This window comes from Amycolatopsis sp. NPDC004169 (assembly GCF_040610315.1).
In the GTDB taxonomy this organism is placed as follows: domain Bacteria; phylum Actinomycetota; class Actinomycetes; order Mycobacteriales; family Pseudonocardiaceae; genus Amycolatopsis.
The window spans coordinates 57,143-75,530 of sequence record NZ_JBEXMD010000026.1 but is presented as its reverse complement, the minus strand read 5'-3'; the positions used below and the strand labels follow the sequence as shown (position 1 = coordinate 75,530).

General features: G+C 74.9%; 1 protein-coding gene. It reads left to right on the top strand.

All coding sequences use genetic code 11. From position 1 onward, the window contains the following. The first annotated feature begins 43 nt into the window (after positions 1–43). Positions 44–18,388, top strand: a complete 18,345-nt coding sequence (locus tag ABZX11_RS30235) for a type I polyketide synthase (RefSeq protein ID WP_354919227.1) — start codon at positions 44–46, stop codon at positions 18,386–18,388.

Genomic DNA, 18,388 nt, shown 5'->3' with positions numbered 1-18,388 from the left:
GCTCAGGCTTCGTACGTGACAACAGGGGTAGGGCAGCTCGACCATGGTGGAATTCCAAGCGGACACGTCGACATCGACCGAGGCGATCGCCGTCGTCGGGCTCTCCTGCCGGCTGCCGCAGGCGGAGAACCCCGCCCGGCTGTGGCAGCTGCTGCGCGAAGGCCGCAGCGCGATCGGCGCGCCGCCGGCGAACCGTCCCGGACTGCCCTCCCGGCCGGGCGGCTACCTCGAGGACGTCAGCGGGTTCGACGCGGCCTTCTTCGGCATCAGCCCGCGCGAGGCGTCGGCGATGGACCCGCAGCAGCGGCTGATGCTCGAGCTCGCTTGGGAAGCCTTGGAGGACGCCAGGATCGTCCCGGCTTCGCTGGCCGAAAGCCGGACCGGGGTCTTCGTCGGCATCATCGCCGACGACTACGCCGCTCTGACGCACCAGCGGGGGATCGACGGCATCACCCGCCACACCCTGACCGGGCTCAACCGCGGGGTCGTCGCCAACCGGATCTCCTACACCCTGGGCCTGCACGGCCCCAGCGCGGCCGTGGACACCGGCCAGTCCTCCTCGCTGGTCGCCGTGCACCTGGCCGCCGAAAGCCTGCGCCGCGGCGAGTCCGAGCTGGCCATCGCCGGCGGCGTGAACCTGAACCTCGTGCCGGACAGCACGATCGGCGCGGAGCGGTTCGGTGCGCTCTCGCCGGACGGCCTCAGCTTCACCTTCGACGCGCGGGCGAACGGTTACGTCCGCGGTGAGGGCGGCGGGTTCGTGGTGCTCAAGCCGCTGTCCGCCGCCGTGGCGGACGGCGACCCGGTCTACTGCGTGCTGCACGGCAGCGCGATGAACAACGACGGCACGACCGAGGGCCTCACCGTGCCGAGCCCGGCCGGCCAGCAGGACGTCCTGCGCCAGGCGTACGAGCGCGCCGGGGTGGCCGCGGACCGGGTGCAGTACGTCGAACTGCACGGCACGGGCACCAAGCTGGGCGACCCGATCGAGGCGTCGGCGCTGGGCGCGGTGCTCGGCGACGGCCGCGGGACCGGGGCCGAGCTGCGCGTCGGCTCCGTGAAGACCAACGTCGGGCATCTCGAAGGGGCGGCAGGCATCGTCGGCCTGCTGAAGGCGGCGCTCTGCCTCCACCACCGCGAACTGGTGCCCAGCCTGAACTTCGAGACCCCCAACCCGGACATCGCGTTCGACGAGTGGAAGCTCGCCGTCCAGCGGGACGCCGGGCCGTGGCCGCGGCCGGACGAGCCGCTCTACGCCGGGGTCAGCTCGTTCGGCATGGGCGGGACCAACTGCCACGTCGTGCTTTCCGGCTGGACGGCCGAGCCGGCGCCGCTGCCCGGTGCCGGGTCGGACCCGGGTGCGGTGCCGTGGGTGCTGTCGGGTCGTTCGGCCGAGGCCGTGGCCGGTCAGGCGCGGCGGCTGGTTTCGTTCCTGGAGGAGCGGCCGGAGCTGGATGTCACGGCGGTGGGCCGTGCGCTCGCGGTGTCCCGGGCCCGCTTCGACCACCGGGCGGTGGTCGTGGGGGAGACCCGTGAGGAGCTGCTCGCGGGTGCTGGGGCGTTGGCCACGGGGCTCCCCGCCGCCGATGTGGTGTCGGGTCGCGTGGCGGCCGGTTCGGTGGCGTTCCTGTTCTCCGGGCAGGGCAGCCAGCGGGTGGGCATGGGCCGTGAGCTGTGCGCGGCGGAGCCGGTGTTCGCGGCGGCGTTCGACGAAGTCGTTGCGGCGCTTGACGTCCATCTGGATCGATCCCTCGCCGACGTGATCGAGGGCGAGCCGGAGCTGTTGGGACGGACGGAGTTCACGCAACCGGCGTTGTTCGCGATCGAGGTCGCGTTGTTCCGCCTGCTGGCCCACCACGGGGTGACCCCGGACTATCTCGTGGGGCATTCGGTGGGGGAGCTGGCGGCGGCTCACGTCGCTGGTGTGCTGTCCCTCGAGGACGCTGCGCGTCTGGTGTGCGCGCGGGCGCGGTTGATGGGTGCGGTGACCGCAGGCGGGGCGATGGTGGCCCTGAACGCGGGCGAAGAACGGGTTTCGGGGTGGCTGCGGCCGGGCGTGGACGTCGCCGGGTTCAACAGTCCGGGGAACACGGTGATCTCGGGTGACGAGCCGGCCGTGCTCGAAGTCTTGGAGCTGGCTCGTGCGGAGGGTGTGAAGGCGACTCGGCTGAAGGTGAGTCACGCGTTTCACTCCGCGCATCTGGACGGGATGCTGGCGGAGTTGACCGAGGTCGCACGGGAGCTGACCTATTCGCCGCCGCGGATTCCCGTGGTGTCGAACGTGACCGGTGAGGTGGTCGAGGAGTTCACGGCGGAGTACTGGGCGGTGCAGGCCCGGTCGGCCGTGCGGTTCGCCGACGGGGTTGCCGCGTTGGCCGGTCTCGGCGTGACGGCGTTCGTCGAACTCGGTCCCGACGGGACGTTGGCGGGTCTGGCGGGCGAGTGCCTGGCCGAGGGTGTCGTCGTGGTCCCGGTGCTGCGCAAGGACCGGGCCGAACAGCGGTCGTTCCTCGCTGCCCTGGGCGCGGTGCACGCGCACGGCGTGGACGTGGACTGGACGGGATTCCTGCCGGGCTCGGCTCTGGCGGACCTGCCCACCTACGCCTTCCAGCGCCGGCGTTATTGGCTGGACGGTGCGGCGGCCGAGCCGGAGCGGCCCGCGCCGCGCGGCGACCGCCTGGACCTGGTGCGCGCGCACGTGGCGGCCGTCCTGGGCCACGGCTCCGCCCAGGACGTCGACGTCGACACGACGTTCAAGGACCTCGGGTTCGACTCCCTCGCGGCGGTCGAACTCCGCAACGCGCTGACCGCGGCCACCGGGCTTCCGCTGCCCTCCGGCCTCCTCTTCAACTTCCCGACCCCGGCCATCCTCGCCGGTCACCTCGGCGGCCTGGACCAGGGCCGCGGCGACGACACCCCCGAGGCCGTCGCCCCGGGTGAGCCGATCGCGATCGTGGGCATGGCCTGCCGGCTGCCCGGCGGGGTCGCCTCCCCGGACGACCTGTGGCGGCTGGTCGACGGCGAGGTCGACGCGGTCGGCGGCTTCCCGGCCAACCGCGGCTGGGACCTCGACGCGCTCTTCGCCCCGGACAGCACCGGGACCACTTACACCACCCAGGGCGGGTTCCTGCACGACGCGGACCGGTTCGACGCCGGGTTCTTCGGCATCAGCCCGCGTGAAGCGGCGGCAATGGACCCGCAGCAGCGGCTGCTGCTGGAGACGGGCTGGGAGGCGTTCGAGCACGCGGGTATCGACCCGGCCGTGCTGCGCGGCACCCGCACCGGCGTGTACGTCGGCGCGACGGCACAGGAGTACGGGCCGCGGCTGCACGAGTCGTCCGGCGGCCACGACGGCTACCTGCTGACCGGCAACTCCGCCAGCATCGCGTCGGGACGGCTGGCCTACACGTTCGGCCTGGAAGGCCCGGCGGTGACGGTCGACACCGCCTGTTCGTCGTCGCTGGTCGCGCTGCACCTGGCGGCCCAGGCGCTGCGGCAGGGCGAGTGCACGATGGCGCTGGCCGGTGGCGCGTCGGTGATGGCGACGCCCGGCATGTTCGTCGAGTTCGCCCGGCAGCGGGGGCTGTCGCCGGACGGGCGGTGCAAGGCGTTCTCGTCGTCGGCCGACGGTACCGGCTGGGCCGAGGGTGTCGGCGTGCTGGTGCTGGAACGGCTGTCGGACGCCCAGCGCAACGGGCACCGCGTGCTGGCCGTGATCCGCGGCTCCGCGGTGAACCAGGACGGCGCGAGCAACGGGCTCACCGCCCCGAACGGTCCGTCGCAGGAGCGGGTCATCCGGACCGCGCTGGCGAACGCGCGGCTTTCGGCGTCCGATGTGGACGTCGTGGAGGCGCACGGCACGGGCACCCGCCTCGGCGACCCGATCGAGGCGGAGGCTTTGCTGGCCACCTACGGCCAGGACCGCGAGGAGCCGCTCCGGCTCGGGTCGCTGAAGTCGAACATCGGGCACACGCAGGCCGCGGCGGGCGTTGCCGGTGTGATCAAGATGGTGATGGCCCTGCGCCACGGTGTTCTCCCGGCGACGCTGCACGTGGCCGAGCCGACGTCGCACGTCGACTGGTCCGCGGGCAAGGTGGAGCTGCTGACGCGGGCGCAGGCGTGGCCGGAGCTGGACCGCCCGCGCCGGGCGGCCATCTCGTCGTTCGGCATCAGCGGGACCAACGCGCACCTCGTCGTCGAGCAGGTCGCCGAGACCGAAGCTCCGGTGACGGCGTCGACCGGTCCGGTGCCGTGGGTGCTGTCGGGCAAGTCGCGTGCCGCCCTGGCCGAGCAGGCGGCCCGGCTGGTGCCGTTCGTGGCGGAGCGGCCGGAGCTGGACGTCGTGGCCGTGGGCCGGTCACTGGCCGGGGCGCGGGCCCGGTTCGGCCACCGCGCGGTGCTCGTGGGGGAGACCCGCGAAGAACTCCTGGCCGGGCTGCGGACGCTGACGCCGGGCGAGGCCGTCTCGGCCGGTTCGGTGGCGTTCCTGTTCTCCGGGCAGGGCAGCCAGCGCGTCGGGATGGGCCGTGAACTGTATGCGGGCGAACCGGTGTTCGCGGCGGCGTTCGACGAAGTCGTTGCGGCCCTTGACGTACATTTGGATCGTTCTCTCGCCGACGTCATCGGGGGTGAGCCGGAGCTGCTTCAGCGGACGGCGTTCACCCAGCCCGCGTTGTTCGCGATCGAGGTCGCGTTGTTCCGGCTGCTGGCCCACCACGGGGTGACGCCGGACTACCTGGTCGGGCATTCGGTCGGCGAGCTGGCGGCCGCCCACGTGGCGGGCGTGCTGTCGCTCGAGGACGCGGCGCGCCTGGTGTGCGCGCGGGCCCGGCTGATGGACGCGGTGGCCGACGGCGGCGCGATGGTGGCCCTGAACGCGGGCGAAGAACGGGTCGCCGGGTGGCTCGCCGGTCGGTCCGATGTGGACATTGCCGGAGTCAACAGCCCGGCGAGCACGGTGATCTCGGGTGACGAGGCCGCGGTGCTCGAAGTTCTGGAGCTGGCTCGTGCGGAGGGTGTGAAGGCGACCCGGTTGAAGGTGAGTCATGCGTTCCATTCCGCACACCTGGACGGGATGCTGGCGGAGTTGACCGAGGTGGCGCGGGAGCTGACGTATTCGGCTCCGCGGATCCCGGTCGTTTCGAACGTGACCGGTGAGGTGGTCGAGGAGTTCACGGCGGAGTACTGGGCGGTGCAGGCCCGGTCGGCCGTGCGGTTCGCCGACGGCATCACCACGCTGGCCGGTCTCGGCGTGACGGCCTTCATCGAGCTGGGCCCCGACGGGACGCTGGCGGGTCTGGCGAGTGAATGTCTGGCCGAGGGTGTCGTCGTGGTTCCGGTGCTGCGCAAGGACCGTAGCGAGAAGCGGTCCCTCCTCACCGCCTTGGGCGCGGTGCACGCGCACGGCGTGGACGTGGACTGGACGGGGTTCCTGCCCGGCACCGGTGTGGTGGACCTGCCCACCTACGCGTTCCAGCGTGAGCGCTACTGGCTGACCGCCCCCAGGTCCGGTGACGCGAGCAGCCTGGGCCTGACGGCGGTGGACCACCCGCTGCTGGCCGCGGTGATCGCGGAGCCGGACGGCGCCGGGGTCCAGTTCTCCGGGTCGCTGTCGCTGACGGCGCACCCCTGGCTGGCCGACCACGCGATCGGCGGGACGATCCTGGTCCCGGGCACCCTGTTCCTCGAACTGGCCGGACAGGCGGCCGAACAGCTCGGCTGCGCCGCCGTCGAAGAGCTCACCCTCCAGACCCCGCTCAGCCTGGCCGGCACCGTCTCGCTCCGGCTGACCGTCGACCCGGCCGGTCCGGGCGGCGACCGCCGGTTCACGGTGTACTCGAGCACCGACGGCGAGCAGTGGACCGCCCACGCGGCCGGCCTGCTCACGGCCGCCGCCCCCGCACCCGGGGTGTCCCTGGACCAGTGGCCACCGGCCGGCGGCGTCGCCATCCCGCTCGAGGGCGTCTACGACCGCCTCGACGACCTCGGCTACAACTACGGGCCGGCCTTCTCCGGGCTCCGCGCGGCCTGGCGGGCCGGTGACGACCTCTTCGCCGAGGTCGTGCTGCCCGGCAGGCTGCACGACGAAGCCGGCCGGTTCGGTGTGCACCCCGCACTGCTCGACGCCGCGCTGCACCCGTTGGTCCTGGTCCTCGAAGGGGCGCAGGACGACCGCACGATCCGCCTGCCGTTCTCGTTCACCGGCTTCGCCGTGCACGCGGTCGGTGCCACCGTGCTCCGCGTCCGCTGGACCCACACGGGCCAGGACACCGCGCGCCTGGTCGTCGCGGACGGCGCCGGCGCACCGGTGGCGACGATCGACGCCGTCGCCCTGCTGCCGATCAGCCGTGACCAGCTCGCTCCGGCCGGCCCGGCCACGGAGTCCCTGTACCGGGTGGCGTGGGAGGCCGTGCCCGCGGCCGAGTCCGTCGGCGAGCAGCAGTGGGTCCGCTCGGGCGAGGCACCGCACACCGATCTCGACGCGCTGCGCGCCGCCGTCGACGCGGGCCGTCCGGCGCCGGAGTTCGTCGTCATCGACGGCCACGAACTGGCGGCCGGTGCTGCGCCCGATGTGCTGCCGCAGACCCACACGACGGCGGCACGCGGCCTGGCAGCCGTGCAGGAGTGGCTGACCGCCCCGCAGTTCGCCGGGAGCCGCCTGGTCGTCACGCTGCCGGACGGCGCGCTGCCCACCGCCGCGCTCACCGGCCTGATCCGCACGGCCCAGTCCGAGCACCCGGGCCGGCTGGTCCTGGCGCACCTGGACGAAACCGGTGCGGCGGCGCTCCCGGCGGTGCTGGCGTCGGGCGAGCCCGAGGTCGCGGTGCGCGGCGGCGAGCTGTTCGTGCCGAGGCTGGCGCGGGCGACGGCCTCGGCGGCCGAGTTCGCGGGCCTGGCCCCCGAGGGCACCGTCCTGGTGACCGGTGGCCTGGGCACGCTGGGCCGGCTGGTGGCCCGGCGCCTGGTCGAACGGCACGGTGCGCGGCACCTGCTGCTGGTGAGCCGCCGCGGCGCCGAGACGCCGGGTGCCGCGGAGTTCGTGGCGGAGCTGGCGGAACTGGGTGCGCGGGCTTCGGTGGCCGCGTGCGACGTGGCGGATGCCGCCGCACTGGCCGCTTTGCTGGCCGGGGTCCCGGCCGAGCACCCGCTGACCGCCGTGGTGCACACGGCGGGCGTGCTGGCCGACGCGACCATCGGCTCGTTGACGGCGGACCACCTGGAGCAGGTGCTGCGGCCCAAGGTGGACGCGGCGTGGAACCTGCACCGGCTCACGCGTGAAAGCACCTTGTCCGCCTTCGTCGTCTTCTCGTCCATCGCGGGGCTCGTGGGCAACGCCGGTCAAGCGAACTACGCGGCCGCCAACACCTTCCTGGACGCCCTCGCGCAGCACCGCCGGGCGCAGGACCTGCCGGCCACCTCGCTCGCCTGGGGCCTGTGGGACAGCACCGAAGGCATGGCGGGCAGCCTGGGCGACGCGGACGTCGCCCGGTGGCAGCGCAGCGGGATTCGCCCGCTGGGCCCGGAAGCGGGCATGGCACTGTTCGATGCCGCCCTGGGTTCGCCGGAGCCGCTGCTGGTCCCGGTCGAGCTGGACCTGGGCGCGCTGCGCACCCTGGCCGAGGGGGCCGGCCTGCCCGGCCTGTACTCCGGTCTGGTCCGGGTGCGACGGCGGACGGCGGCCGGTGCCGTCGCCGCCACCGGCTCGTCCTGGCCGCAGCGGATGGCCGCCGCGGACGACCGGGCGCAGGCCGTGCTCGACACCGTCCGCGAGACCGTCGCCCTCGTGCTCGGGCACGGCGCCGCGGTCGACGTCGACCCGGGCCGGGCGTTCAAGGACGCCGGCTTCGACTCGCTGACCGGCGTCGAGTTCCGCAACCGGCTCGGTGAAACCACGGGGCTGCGGCTGCCCGCCACCCTGGTGTTCGACTGCCCGTCGCCGGCCGCCGTGGCGGACTTCCTGCTGGAGCGGCTCGGCGGCGCCGGATCGGCAGGCGTCCCGGTGGTGGCCGCCCACGACGCGGTGGCGGACGAGCCGATCGCCGTGGTCGGCATGGGCTGCCGGTACCCGGGCGGGGCCGGTTCGCCGGAAGAGCTGTGGCGGCTGGTGGCCGAGGGCCGCGACGCGACCGGCGAGTTCCCCGAGGACCGCGGCTGGGACGTCGACGGGCTCTTCGACCCGGACCCCGACAAGACCGGCAAGTCGTCCACCCGCCGCGGCGGTTTCCTCTACGACGCCGCGGATTTCGACGCCGAGTTCTTCGGGCTGAGCCCGCGTGAGGCGGTGGCGACGGACCCGCAGCAGCGGGTGCTGCTGGAGGTCGCGTGGGAGGCGCTGGAGCGGGGCGGCATCGACCCGGCTTCGCTGCGCGGCTCTGCGACCGGCGTGTACGCGGGCGTGATGTACAACGACTACGGCTCGCGGCTGGGCAGTGCGCCCGAGGGCTTCGAGGGGCACCTGCTGACCGGCACGATCTCGAGCGTCCTCTCGGGCCGGGTGGCCTACACCTTCGGCCTCGAAGGCCCGGCGGTCACGCTGGACACGGCGTGCTCGTCGTCGCTGGTCGCGGTGCACCTGGCGGCCCAGGCCCTGCGCCGCGGCGAGTGCTCGATGGCGCTCGCCGGCGGCGTGACGGTGATGTCGACGCCGAACACGTTCATCGAGTTCTCCCGCCAGCGCGGGCTGTCGCCGGACGGCCGGTGCAAGGCGTTCTCGTCGTCGGCGGACGGCACGGGCTGGGCCGAGGGCGCGGGCGTGCTGGTGCTGGAGCGGTTGTCGGACGCGCAGCGCAACGGACACCACGTCCTGGGCGTGATCCGCGGCTCGGCGGTGAACCAGGACGGGGCGAGCAACGGCCTCACCGCCCCGAACGGCCCGGCGCAGCAGCGGGTGATCCGGCAGGCGCTCGCCAACGCGGGCCTGGCGGCGTCCGAAGTGGACGCCGTGGAAGCGCACGGTACGGGCACCCGGCTGGGCGACCCGATCGAGGCGCAGGCCCTGCTGGCCACCTACGGCCGGGAGCGGTCCGGCGAGCAGCCGCTGTGGCTCGGCTCGATCAAGTCGAACATCGGGCACACGCAGGCCGCGGCCGGCGTCGCGGGCATCATCAAGATGCTGATGGCGATGCGCCACGGCGAGCTGCCGTCGACCCTGCACGTGGCCGAGCCGTCCCCCGAGGTCGATTGGTCGGCGGGCACGGTGCAGCTGCTGACGCAGGCTCGGGAGTGGCCCGAGCGGGACCGTCCCCGCCGCGCGTCGGTGTCTTCGTTCGGGATCAGCGGCACGAACGCGCACGTGGTCCTGGAACAGGGGCCGGCGGTCGTGGCCGGGACGCCGGACGCGGCGGGGCTTCCGGTGGTCGTGTCCGCCCGGAGCGAGGCGGCGCTGGCGGCCAGGGCCGAGCAGATCCGCGGCCTCCTGGCTTCCCCGGACGTGACGCCGGCGGCGGTCGCTTCGACGCTGGCAACGCGCGTCCCGCACCTCCCGGTCCGGGCGGCTGTGTCGGGTGCCGACCGCGACGATCTGCTGGCGGGTCTCGAGGCGCTGGCCTCCGGGCGGTCCGCGCCGAACCTGGTGCAGGGCACGGCTTCCGGTGCGGGCAAGACGGTGTTCGTCTTCCCCGGCCAGGGTTCGCAGTGGCCGGGGATGGCGCTGGAGCTGGTCGATGCCGCCCCGGTGTTCGCCTCGCGGCTGGCGGAGTGCGCCCAGGCGCTGGCGCCCCACACCGGCTGGTCGCTGCTGGACGTCCTGCGCGGTGTGGCCGGTGCGCCCGGTCTCGACCGGGTGGACGTCGTGCAGCCCGCGTTGTGGGCCGTGATGGTGTCGCTGGCGGCGTTGTGGCGCTCGGTGGGCATCGAGCCGGACGCGGTGGCCGGTCACTCGCAGGGCGAGATCGCGGCGGCCGTGGTCGCCGGGGTGCTGTCGCTCGAGGACGCGGCGAAGCTCGTCGCGCTGCGCAGCCGGGCGATCGTGCGGCTGGTCGGCACGGGCGGGATGGTGTCGGTGGCGCTGCCGGCGGGCGAGGTGCGCGAGCTCATCGCCCGCTGGGACGGCGCGATCGACATCGCCGCGCACAACGGCCCGGCGAGCACGGTCGTCTCCGGTGACCCGGAGGCGCTGGCCGAGCTCGTCGCGCACAGCAAGGCCCACGGCACCCGGGCCCGCGCGATCCCGGTCGACTACGCCTCCCACTCGGCCCACGTCGACGTGCTGGAAGCCGAGCTGCGGGAGCTGGTGGCCGGCGTCTCGCCGCGTCCCGGCACCGTCGAGTTCTTCTCCACCGTCACCGGGCAGCCGCTGGACGGCGCCGAGCTCGACGCCGGGTACTGGTTCCGCAACCTCCGGCAGACCGTCCGGCTGGAAGAGGCCACCCGGGCGCTGCTCAGTGCCGGGTACCGGGTGTTCGTCGAGGTCAGTGCCCACCCGGTGCTCACCTCGGCCCTCGCCGACACCGCCGACGCGGCCGGAGTGGGCGACGCCGTCGTCGTCGGTTCGCTGCGCCGCGACGAGGGTGGCCGGGGCCGGTTCCTGGCTTCGGTCGCCGAGGCGCACGTCGCCGGCGTGGCGGTCGACTGGGCGGCGGTGACCGGCGGCCCCGCCGTCCCGGTCGACCTGCCGACGTACCCCTTCCAGCGGCAGCGCCACTGGCTCGACGGCCCGCCGCTCGCCGGGGACGCGGGCGGCCTCGGGCTGACCGCCGAAAGCCACCCGCTCATCGGTGCTGTGCTCCGGACGGCCGACGAGGACAAGATCGTCCTCAGTGGACGGATCGCCGCGGCCGCGCAGCCGTGGCTGGCCGACCACGCCGTCGCGGGCACGGTGCTGCTGCCGGCGAGTGCCTTCGTCGACCTCGCCGTCCGCGCGGGCGACCACACCGGGCTCGACCGGCTCGACGAGCTGATGCTGCAGGCCCCGCTGGTCCTCGCGGGCCGCGGCGGGGTGCAGCTGCAGGTCGTCGTCGACGCGCCGGACGAGGAGGGCAGGCGTGCCCTGTCGATCCATTCCCGGCCGGAGCCGGAGAACGCCGACGCGCCGCCCGGCCCGTGGGTGCTGCACGCCACCGGAACGCTCTGCCGCGCGCAGGCGGGTACCGAGCTGCCGGACGCGACGGCCTGGCCGCCCGCCGGTGCCGAACCGGTCGACCTGTCGGCAGGCTACGAAACGCTGGCCGAGCGGGGCTTCCAGTACGGCCCTGCCTTCCAGGGGCTGCGCGCGCTGTGGCGGGACGGCGACGAGATGTTCGCCGAAGTCGCCCTGCCGGAGGACGTCGCACCGGGCGAGTTCGGCATCCACCCCGCGTTGCTCGACGCCGCGCTGCACCCGTTGGCGCTGGCCGGAAACGGCAGGCTGGTGCTGCCGTTCGCGTGGACCGGCGTCCGGCTCCACGCGGCGCACGCCACCGCGCTGCGGGTGCGGCTCACCCCGGACGGCTCGGGCACCAGGCTCTCCCTCGCCGACCCCACCGGTGCCCCGATCGCCACGGTGGAATCGCTCAACCTGCGGCCGGTCGACCCGGCGCAGCTGACCGGCCGGACCACCCCGGAGCCCCCGCTGCTCGAAGTGGCGTGGACGGCCGCCCCGGACGGCCCGGCGAGTACCCGGTGGGCGGTGCGCGGCCACGGCCGGCCGGCCCCCGCGGGGACCTACGCGGCCCTGCCGGACATCGTCGACGTGCCCCCGTTCGTCGTGGTGCCCGTCGACGCGGCGGACGGTCCTCGTGCCGTGGCCCACCGCGCCCTGCGGCTGGCGCAGGACTGGCTGGCCGACGAGCGGTTCGAAGGCTCACGGCTGGTCTTCCTGACCCGGGACGCGACCACCGCCCGCACGGAGACCGGTCTCGCCTCGGCGCCCGTCTGGGGGCTGGTGCGGACCGCGATGGCCGAGAACCCCGGCCGGTTCGGCCTGGTGGACGTGGCGGACCGCGAGCTCACCGAGGCCGAGCTGGGCCGCGCGCTGGCGGTCCCGGACGCCCAGGTGAGCTTCCGGGACGGCACGCTGTTCGTCCCCAGGCTGGTCAAGGCACCGGCGGCGGGTGCGGCCACGCCGGCCCTCGACCCCGACGGCACCGTGCTCATCACCGGCGCGACCGGCACCCTGGGCCGGCTGTTCGCCCGCCACCTCGTCGCCGAACACGGCGTGCGGCACCTGCTGCTGGTCAGCCGCCGCGGGCGGGAGGCCCCGGGCACGCTGGAACTGGAAGCCGAGCTCATCGCCCACGGGGCCGGGGTTTCGGTGGCCGCCTGCGACACGGCCGACCGCGCCGCGCTCGCCGCGGTACTGGCGGACGTCCCCGCCGAGCACCCGCTCACCGCGGTGCTCCACACCGCGGGCGTGCTCGACGACGGCACGCTGCCGGCGCTCACGCCCGGGCAGCTGGACGCGGTGCTGCGGCCCAAGGTCGACGCCGCCCGGCACCTGCACGAGCTCACCGCCGGCCTCGACCTGGCCGCGTTCGTCCTGTTCTCCTCGCTGGCCGGCACGGTCGGCACTGCGGGACAGGCCAACTACGCGGCGGCCAACACCTACCTCGACGCCCTCGCCGTGCACCGCCGGGCGCTGGGCCTGCCGGGGACGTCGCTCGCCTGGGGCCTGTGGGCCGACGACAGCGGGATGACGGCCCACCTGACCGACGCCGACCTGGCCCGGCTGGCCCGGAGCGGGATCGCCGCGATCGGCAGCGAGCAGGGGACGGCGTTGTTCGACGCCGCTCTGGCGACCGGGCGGCCGGTGCTCGTCCCGGCCCCGCTGGACCACACCGCCCTGCGGCGGCAGCGCGACGAGGGCACGCTGCCCGCGCTCTTCTCCGGGCTGGTGCCCCCGGCCCGCCGGTCGGCCGCCGGGGAGCGGGCCGCGGAAAGCCCGCTGCCGGAGCGGCTGGCCGTCCTGCCCCGCCCGGAGCAGGACCGCGTCCTGCTGGAGCTGGTCCGGGACGCGGTGGCCTCGGTGCTGGGGTACACCGGCGGGGCCGAGGTGTCCCCGGACCGTGCGTTCAACGACCTCGGCTTCGACTCGCTCAAGTCGGTGGAACTGCGCAACCGGCTGAACGCGGCGTCCGGGCTGAAGCTGCCCGCGACGGTCGTGTTCGACCACCCGTCCACGGCCGAGCTGGCCGCCTTCCTGCGGACCGGGCTCCTCGGGGCCGCCCCCGCGGCGGCGGTCGCGGAACCGGTCGCTGCCGCGGCGGACGAGCCGATCGCGATCGTGGCGATGGCCTGCCGCTACCCGGGTGACGTCAGCTCGCCGGAAGAGCTGTGGGCGCTGCTGTCCGAAGAGCGGGACGCCATCGGGCCGTTCCCCGCCGACCGCGGCTGGGACCTGGACAACCTGTACGACGAGGACCCGGACCACGCCGGCACCTCCTACACCCGGCACGGCGGATTCCTCGACGGGGCAACGCGGTTCGACCCCGAGTTCTTCGGGGTGAGCGCCCGCGAAGCCACCGCCGTCGACCCGCAGCAGCGGCTGCTGCTGGAGATCTGCTGGGAGGCGTTCGAGCGCGCGGGCATCGACCCGGCCTCGCTCAAGGGCAGCGATACCGGGGTGTTCGCCGGCGTGATGGCGAACGACTACGCGGGACGGCTGCAGGACGCCCCCGAGGCCATGGAGGGCTACCTCTCGGTCGGCAGCACGGTCAGCGTCGCCTCCGGCCGGGTCGCTTACACCTTCGGCCTGCAGGGGCCGGCGATCACCGTCGACACCGCCTGCTCCTCCTCGCTGGTCTCGATGCACCTCGCCGCGCAGGCACTCCGCAACGGCGAATGCCGGCTGGCATTGGCCGGCGGCGTGACCGTCCTGGCCACGCCGCGGATGTTCGTCGAGTTCAGCAGGCAGCGCGGGCTGGCCCCGGACGGCCGGTGCAAGCCCTTCGCCGGCCGGGCGGACGGGACCGCCTGGGCCGAAGGTGCCGGAATCCTGCTGCTGGAAAAGCTTTCCGACGCCCGGCGTCACGGCCGCCGGATCCTCGGCGTGCTCCGTGGCACCGCGGTCAACTCCGACGGCGCTAGCAACGGCCTCACCGCGCCCAACGGCCCCTCGCAGGAGCGGGTGATCCGGCAGGCGCTGACCAACGCGGGCCTGACCGCCGCGGACGTCGACGCGCTCGAAGCCCACGGCACCGGCACCACCCTCGGCGACCCGATCGAGGCCCAGGCGGTGCTCGCCACCTACGGCCGGGAGCGCCCGTCGGCTTTCCTGATGGGCTCGCTGAAGTCGAACATCGGGCACTCCCAGGCGGCGGCCGGGGTGGCCGGCGTGATCAAGATGGTCATGGCGATGCGGCACGGGGTCGTGCCGAAGAGCCTGCACATCGACGAGCCCAGCCCGCACGTGGACTGGTCCGCCGGTCAGGTCGAGCTGCTCACCGCGGCGACGCCGTGGCCGGAGTCCGGGCGGCCGCGCCGGGCGGGTGTCTCCTCCTTCGGCATCAGCGGCACCAACGCCCACGTCATCGTCGAGCAGCCACCGGCCGCCGAGCCGGTGCCGCCGTCCCGGCCGATGCCGGTCGTGCCGCTGGTCCTGTCCGCGCACACCGAAGCGGCCGTGCCGGCGCAGGCCGAGCGGATCGGCGCGGCCCTCGCCGGGGCCACGCCGGAGGACCTGGCCGCGGCGGGCCGGACCCTGGCCACCGGGCGCGCCGCCCTGCCGCACCGCGCGGTGGTCGTGGCGGCCACCGTCCCGGACGCCGTCCGGGACCTCGCGGCCCCGGGCGTGCGGGGCACGCCGGTGGCCGGCCGGACCGCGTTCCTCTTCACCGGCCAGGGCAGCCAGCGGCTCGGCATGGGCCGGGAGCTGTCCGCCGCCTACCCGGCGTACGCCGAAGCCCTGGACGCCGTCTGCGCCGAGCTCGACCAGTGGCTGGAGCGGCCGCTGCTCGACGTCCTGTGGGGCGCGGACGCCGAGCTGCTGAACCGGACCGATTTCGCCCAGGCCGCGTTGTTCGCCACCGAGGTGGCGCTCTACCGGCTCCTCGAAAGCTGGGGGCTCCGGCCGGACTTCCTCGCCGGGCACTCCATCGGCGAGCTGGCCGCCGCGCACGTCGCCGGCGTCCTTTCCGCGGCGGACGCGGCGAAGCTGGTCGCGGCCCGCGGCCGGCTGATGCAGGCCCTGCCCGGCGGCGGCACGATGCTCGCCGTCGAGGCCGGCGAGGAGGAGGTGCTGGCCCTGCTCGACGGGCGGGAGGGCCGGCTGGACATCGCCGCCGTCAACGGCCCTGCGTCCGTGGTGCTCTCGGGCGACACGGCCGCCGTCGAAGCGGCCGGCGCGGAGCTCACCGCGCGGGGGCGGCGCACGAAGCGGCTGCGCGTCAGCCACGCGTTCCACTCCCCGCACATGGACGCGATGCTGGACGACTTCCACGCGGTGGTGAAGGAGTTCGCCCTCGCCCCGCCCGCCATCCCGATCGTGTCGGCATTGACCGGGAAGCCGGCCGCCGAGGAACTGACCACGGTGGAGTACTGGGTCCGCCACGTCCGGGAGCCGGTGCGCTTCCTGGACGCCGCCCGTTCGCTCGAGGCCGAAGGCGTCCGGACGTTCCTGGAGCTGGGCCCGGACGGCGTGCTCAGCGCGCTGGGGCAGGACTTCCTCGACGCGACCGCGCTGCTGGTCCCGGTGCTGCGCGACGGGCGTCCCGAACCGCACACCGCGGTCACCGCACTGGCCACCGCCCACGTCCGGGGTGTCCCGGTGGACTGGCCCGGCTTCTTCGGTGCGGACGGCCCGGGCGCGGACCTGCCGACGTACCCGTTCCAGCGACGGCACTTCTGGCTCACCGACGGCTCCGGCGGCGGCGACGTCACCTCGGCCGGCCTGGACTCCGCGCGGCACCCGCTGCTCGGCGCCGGAGTTCCGCTCGCGGACTCCGACGGCGTCCTGTTCACCGGCCGGGTCTCGGCCCGCAGCCACCCGTGGTTCGCCGACCACGTCGTCGCCGGCACCCTGCTCCTGCCGGGAACCGCACTGGTGGAGCTCGCCCTGCACGCGGGCGCCGCGGCCGGCTGCGCCCGGCTGGAGGAGCTGGTCCTGCAGGAACCCCTGGTGCTGCCCGCAACCGGGGCACTCCAGCTGCAGATCACCGTGGGCAGCCCCGACGACGGCGGCCGCCGTCCGGTGGCCGTCCACTCCCGGGGTGACCGGGACGGCGACGGCTGGAACCGGCACGCCACCGGAAGCGTGGTGCCCGCTCTCCCCGTCGGCCCGGACCCGGAGCTCGGGTCGTGGCCGCCGTCCGGGGCCGAACCGCAGCCGGTCGACGACCTCTACGACCGCCTCGCCGACCGCGGCTACACGTACGGCCCGGCGTTCCAGGGCCTCCAGGCGGCTTGGCGATCGGGTGGCGACTTCTACGCCGAGGTAAGGGCTTCCGTCGAGACCGACGGGTTCGTCCTGCACCCGGCGCTGTTCGACGCCTCGCTGCACGCGCTGCTCCTGGAGGACCAGCCGGAGGTCCGGCTGCCCTTCGCCTTCTCCGGGGTACAGCTGTCCGGAAGCCCGGCGGGCTCCCTGCGGGTGAAGCTTTCGGCCGGTCCGGACGGTGCCGTCTCGGTGCACATCGCCGACGAGACGGGAACGCCGGTCGCCACCGTCGAGTCGCTCGCGCTGCGCGCCCTGCCGGCCGGCCCCACCGCTCCGTCGGTGTACGCGGTGGAGCGCACCGCGGTGGACCTCCCCGCCGCGGGAGCCCCGACGATCGCGGTGCTGGGCTCGGACGACCTGGGCCTCGGCGCCGAGTGCCACTCCGACCTCGCCGCCCTGACGGCGGCGGCCGTGCCCGACGTGGTCGTGCTGCCGGTCCGGCCGTCGACCCCGCAGGAGACGGGCCAGGTCACCGGCGAAGTGCTGGCGGTGGTGCGGCAGTGGCTCGCCACCGAGGCACTGTCCGGGTCGCGGCTGGCCGTGCTCGGCACCGGGGAACTGGGGCACAGTGCGCTGTCCGGGCTGATCCGGACGGCCGCGTCGGAACACCCGGGCCGGTTCCAGCACGTGCTCGCCGACGGCCCGCTCGCGGGTGACGCGCTGCGGGCGGCCCTGGCGGATCCCCGGCCCCAGCTCGAACTGCGCGGGGGCCAGGCCTGGGTGACCCGGCTGGCCAAGGTGCCCGCCGAAGGCTCCGGCACCCGGTTCGACCCGGACCACACGGTGCTGGTCACCGGCGGCACGGGCGCGCTCGGCGGCCTGGTCGCCCGGCACCTGGTGACCGGCCACGGCGCCCGCCGGTTGCTGCTGACCAGCCGCCGCGGCGGCGCGGAGGACCTGGTCGCCGAACTGACGGCGCTGGGCGCCGAGGTGCGGGTCGCGGCCTGCGACGTGGCCGACCGGGCCGCGCTGGCCGGGCTGCTCGCTTCGGTCCCGGCCGAGCACCCGCTCACCGCGGTGGTGCACGCGGCCGGCGTCGTCGAAGACTCCACTGTGGAGGGTCTGAGCCAGGAGAGCCTCGCCCGCGTCCTGCGGCCGAAGGTCGAAGCGGCCTGGCACCTGCACGAGCTGACCGCCGGGCTGGATCTGACCGCGTTCGTGCTCTTCTCCTCGGTGGCCGGGCTGGTGGGCAACGCCGGGCAGGCCGGCTATGCCGCGGGCAACACCTTCCTGGACGCGCTGGCCGAGCACCGCCGCGGCGCGGGCCTGCCCGCGGTGTCCCTGGCGTGGGGCATGTGGGAGGCCGGGATGGCGGCGGCCCTCGGGGACGCCGACCGGGCCCGGCTGCTGCGGGGCGGCGTGCTGCCGATGCCCGACGACCAGGCTCTCGCGGCGCTGGACCTGGCCATGTCCGTCAACCCGGGTGCCCGGCCGGTGCTCGCGCCGGTGGCCCTCGACCTCGCCGCGCTGCGGGCCCTCGGGGACGCGCTGCCCGAGCTGTTCCGCGGCCTGGTGCGGACCGGACAGCGGACCACCCGGCCGGCCGTCGCGGCGGAACTCCCGCTGGCCCAGCGGCTGGCGGGCCTGGCGGAGGCGGAGCAGGACGCCCTGCTGCTGTCCTTCGTGCAGGAGCAGGTCGGGCTGGTGCTGGCCCACCCGGCGCCGCGGACGATCGACGTCCGGCGCGGCCTGCTGGACCTGGGCCTCGACTCGCTCACCGCGGTCGAGCTCCGCAACCGGCTCACCGCGGCCACCGAGCTGCGGCTGCCCAGCACGCTCGTGTTCGACCACCCGACCACCGAGGCGCTGGCCGCGTACCTCCGGAGCCGGCTGGCCGGCGAGAAGCCGGACCCCGTCCGGCACGCACTGGACGCGCTGGAAGCCGTGCTCGCCGGCCCGGACACCCCCGACGCGGAAACGGTCGCCGCGCGGCTGCGCGGGCTGCTCCGGACGGTGGACGGCGGGCCCACCGCCGTGGCCCTCGAGCTGGAAACCGACGACGACCTCTTCGCGGTACTCGACAACGAACTCGGCAGGTAG

Bases quoted from the DNA above. Each gene is read 5' to 3' on its own strand.
- ABZX11_RS30235 (WP_354919227.1), top strand. From the start codon at position 44: ATGGTGGAATTCCAAGCGGACACGTCGACATCGACCGAGGCGATCGCC.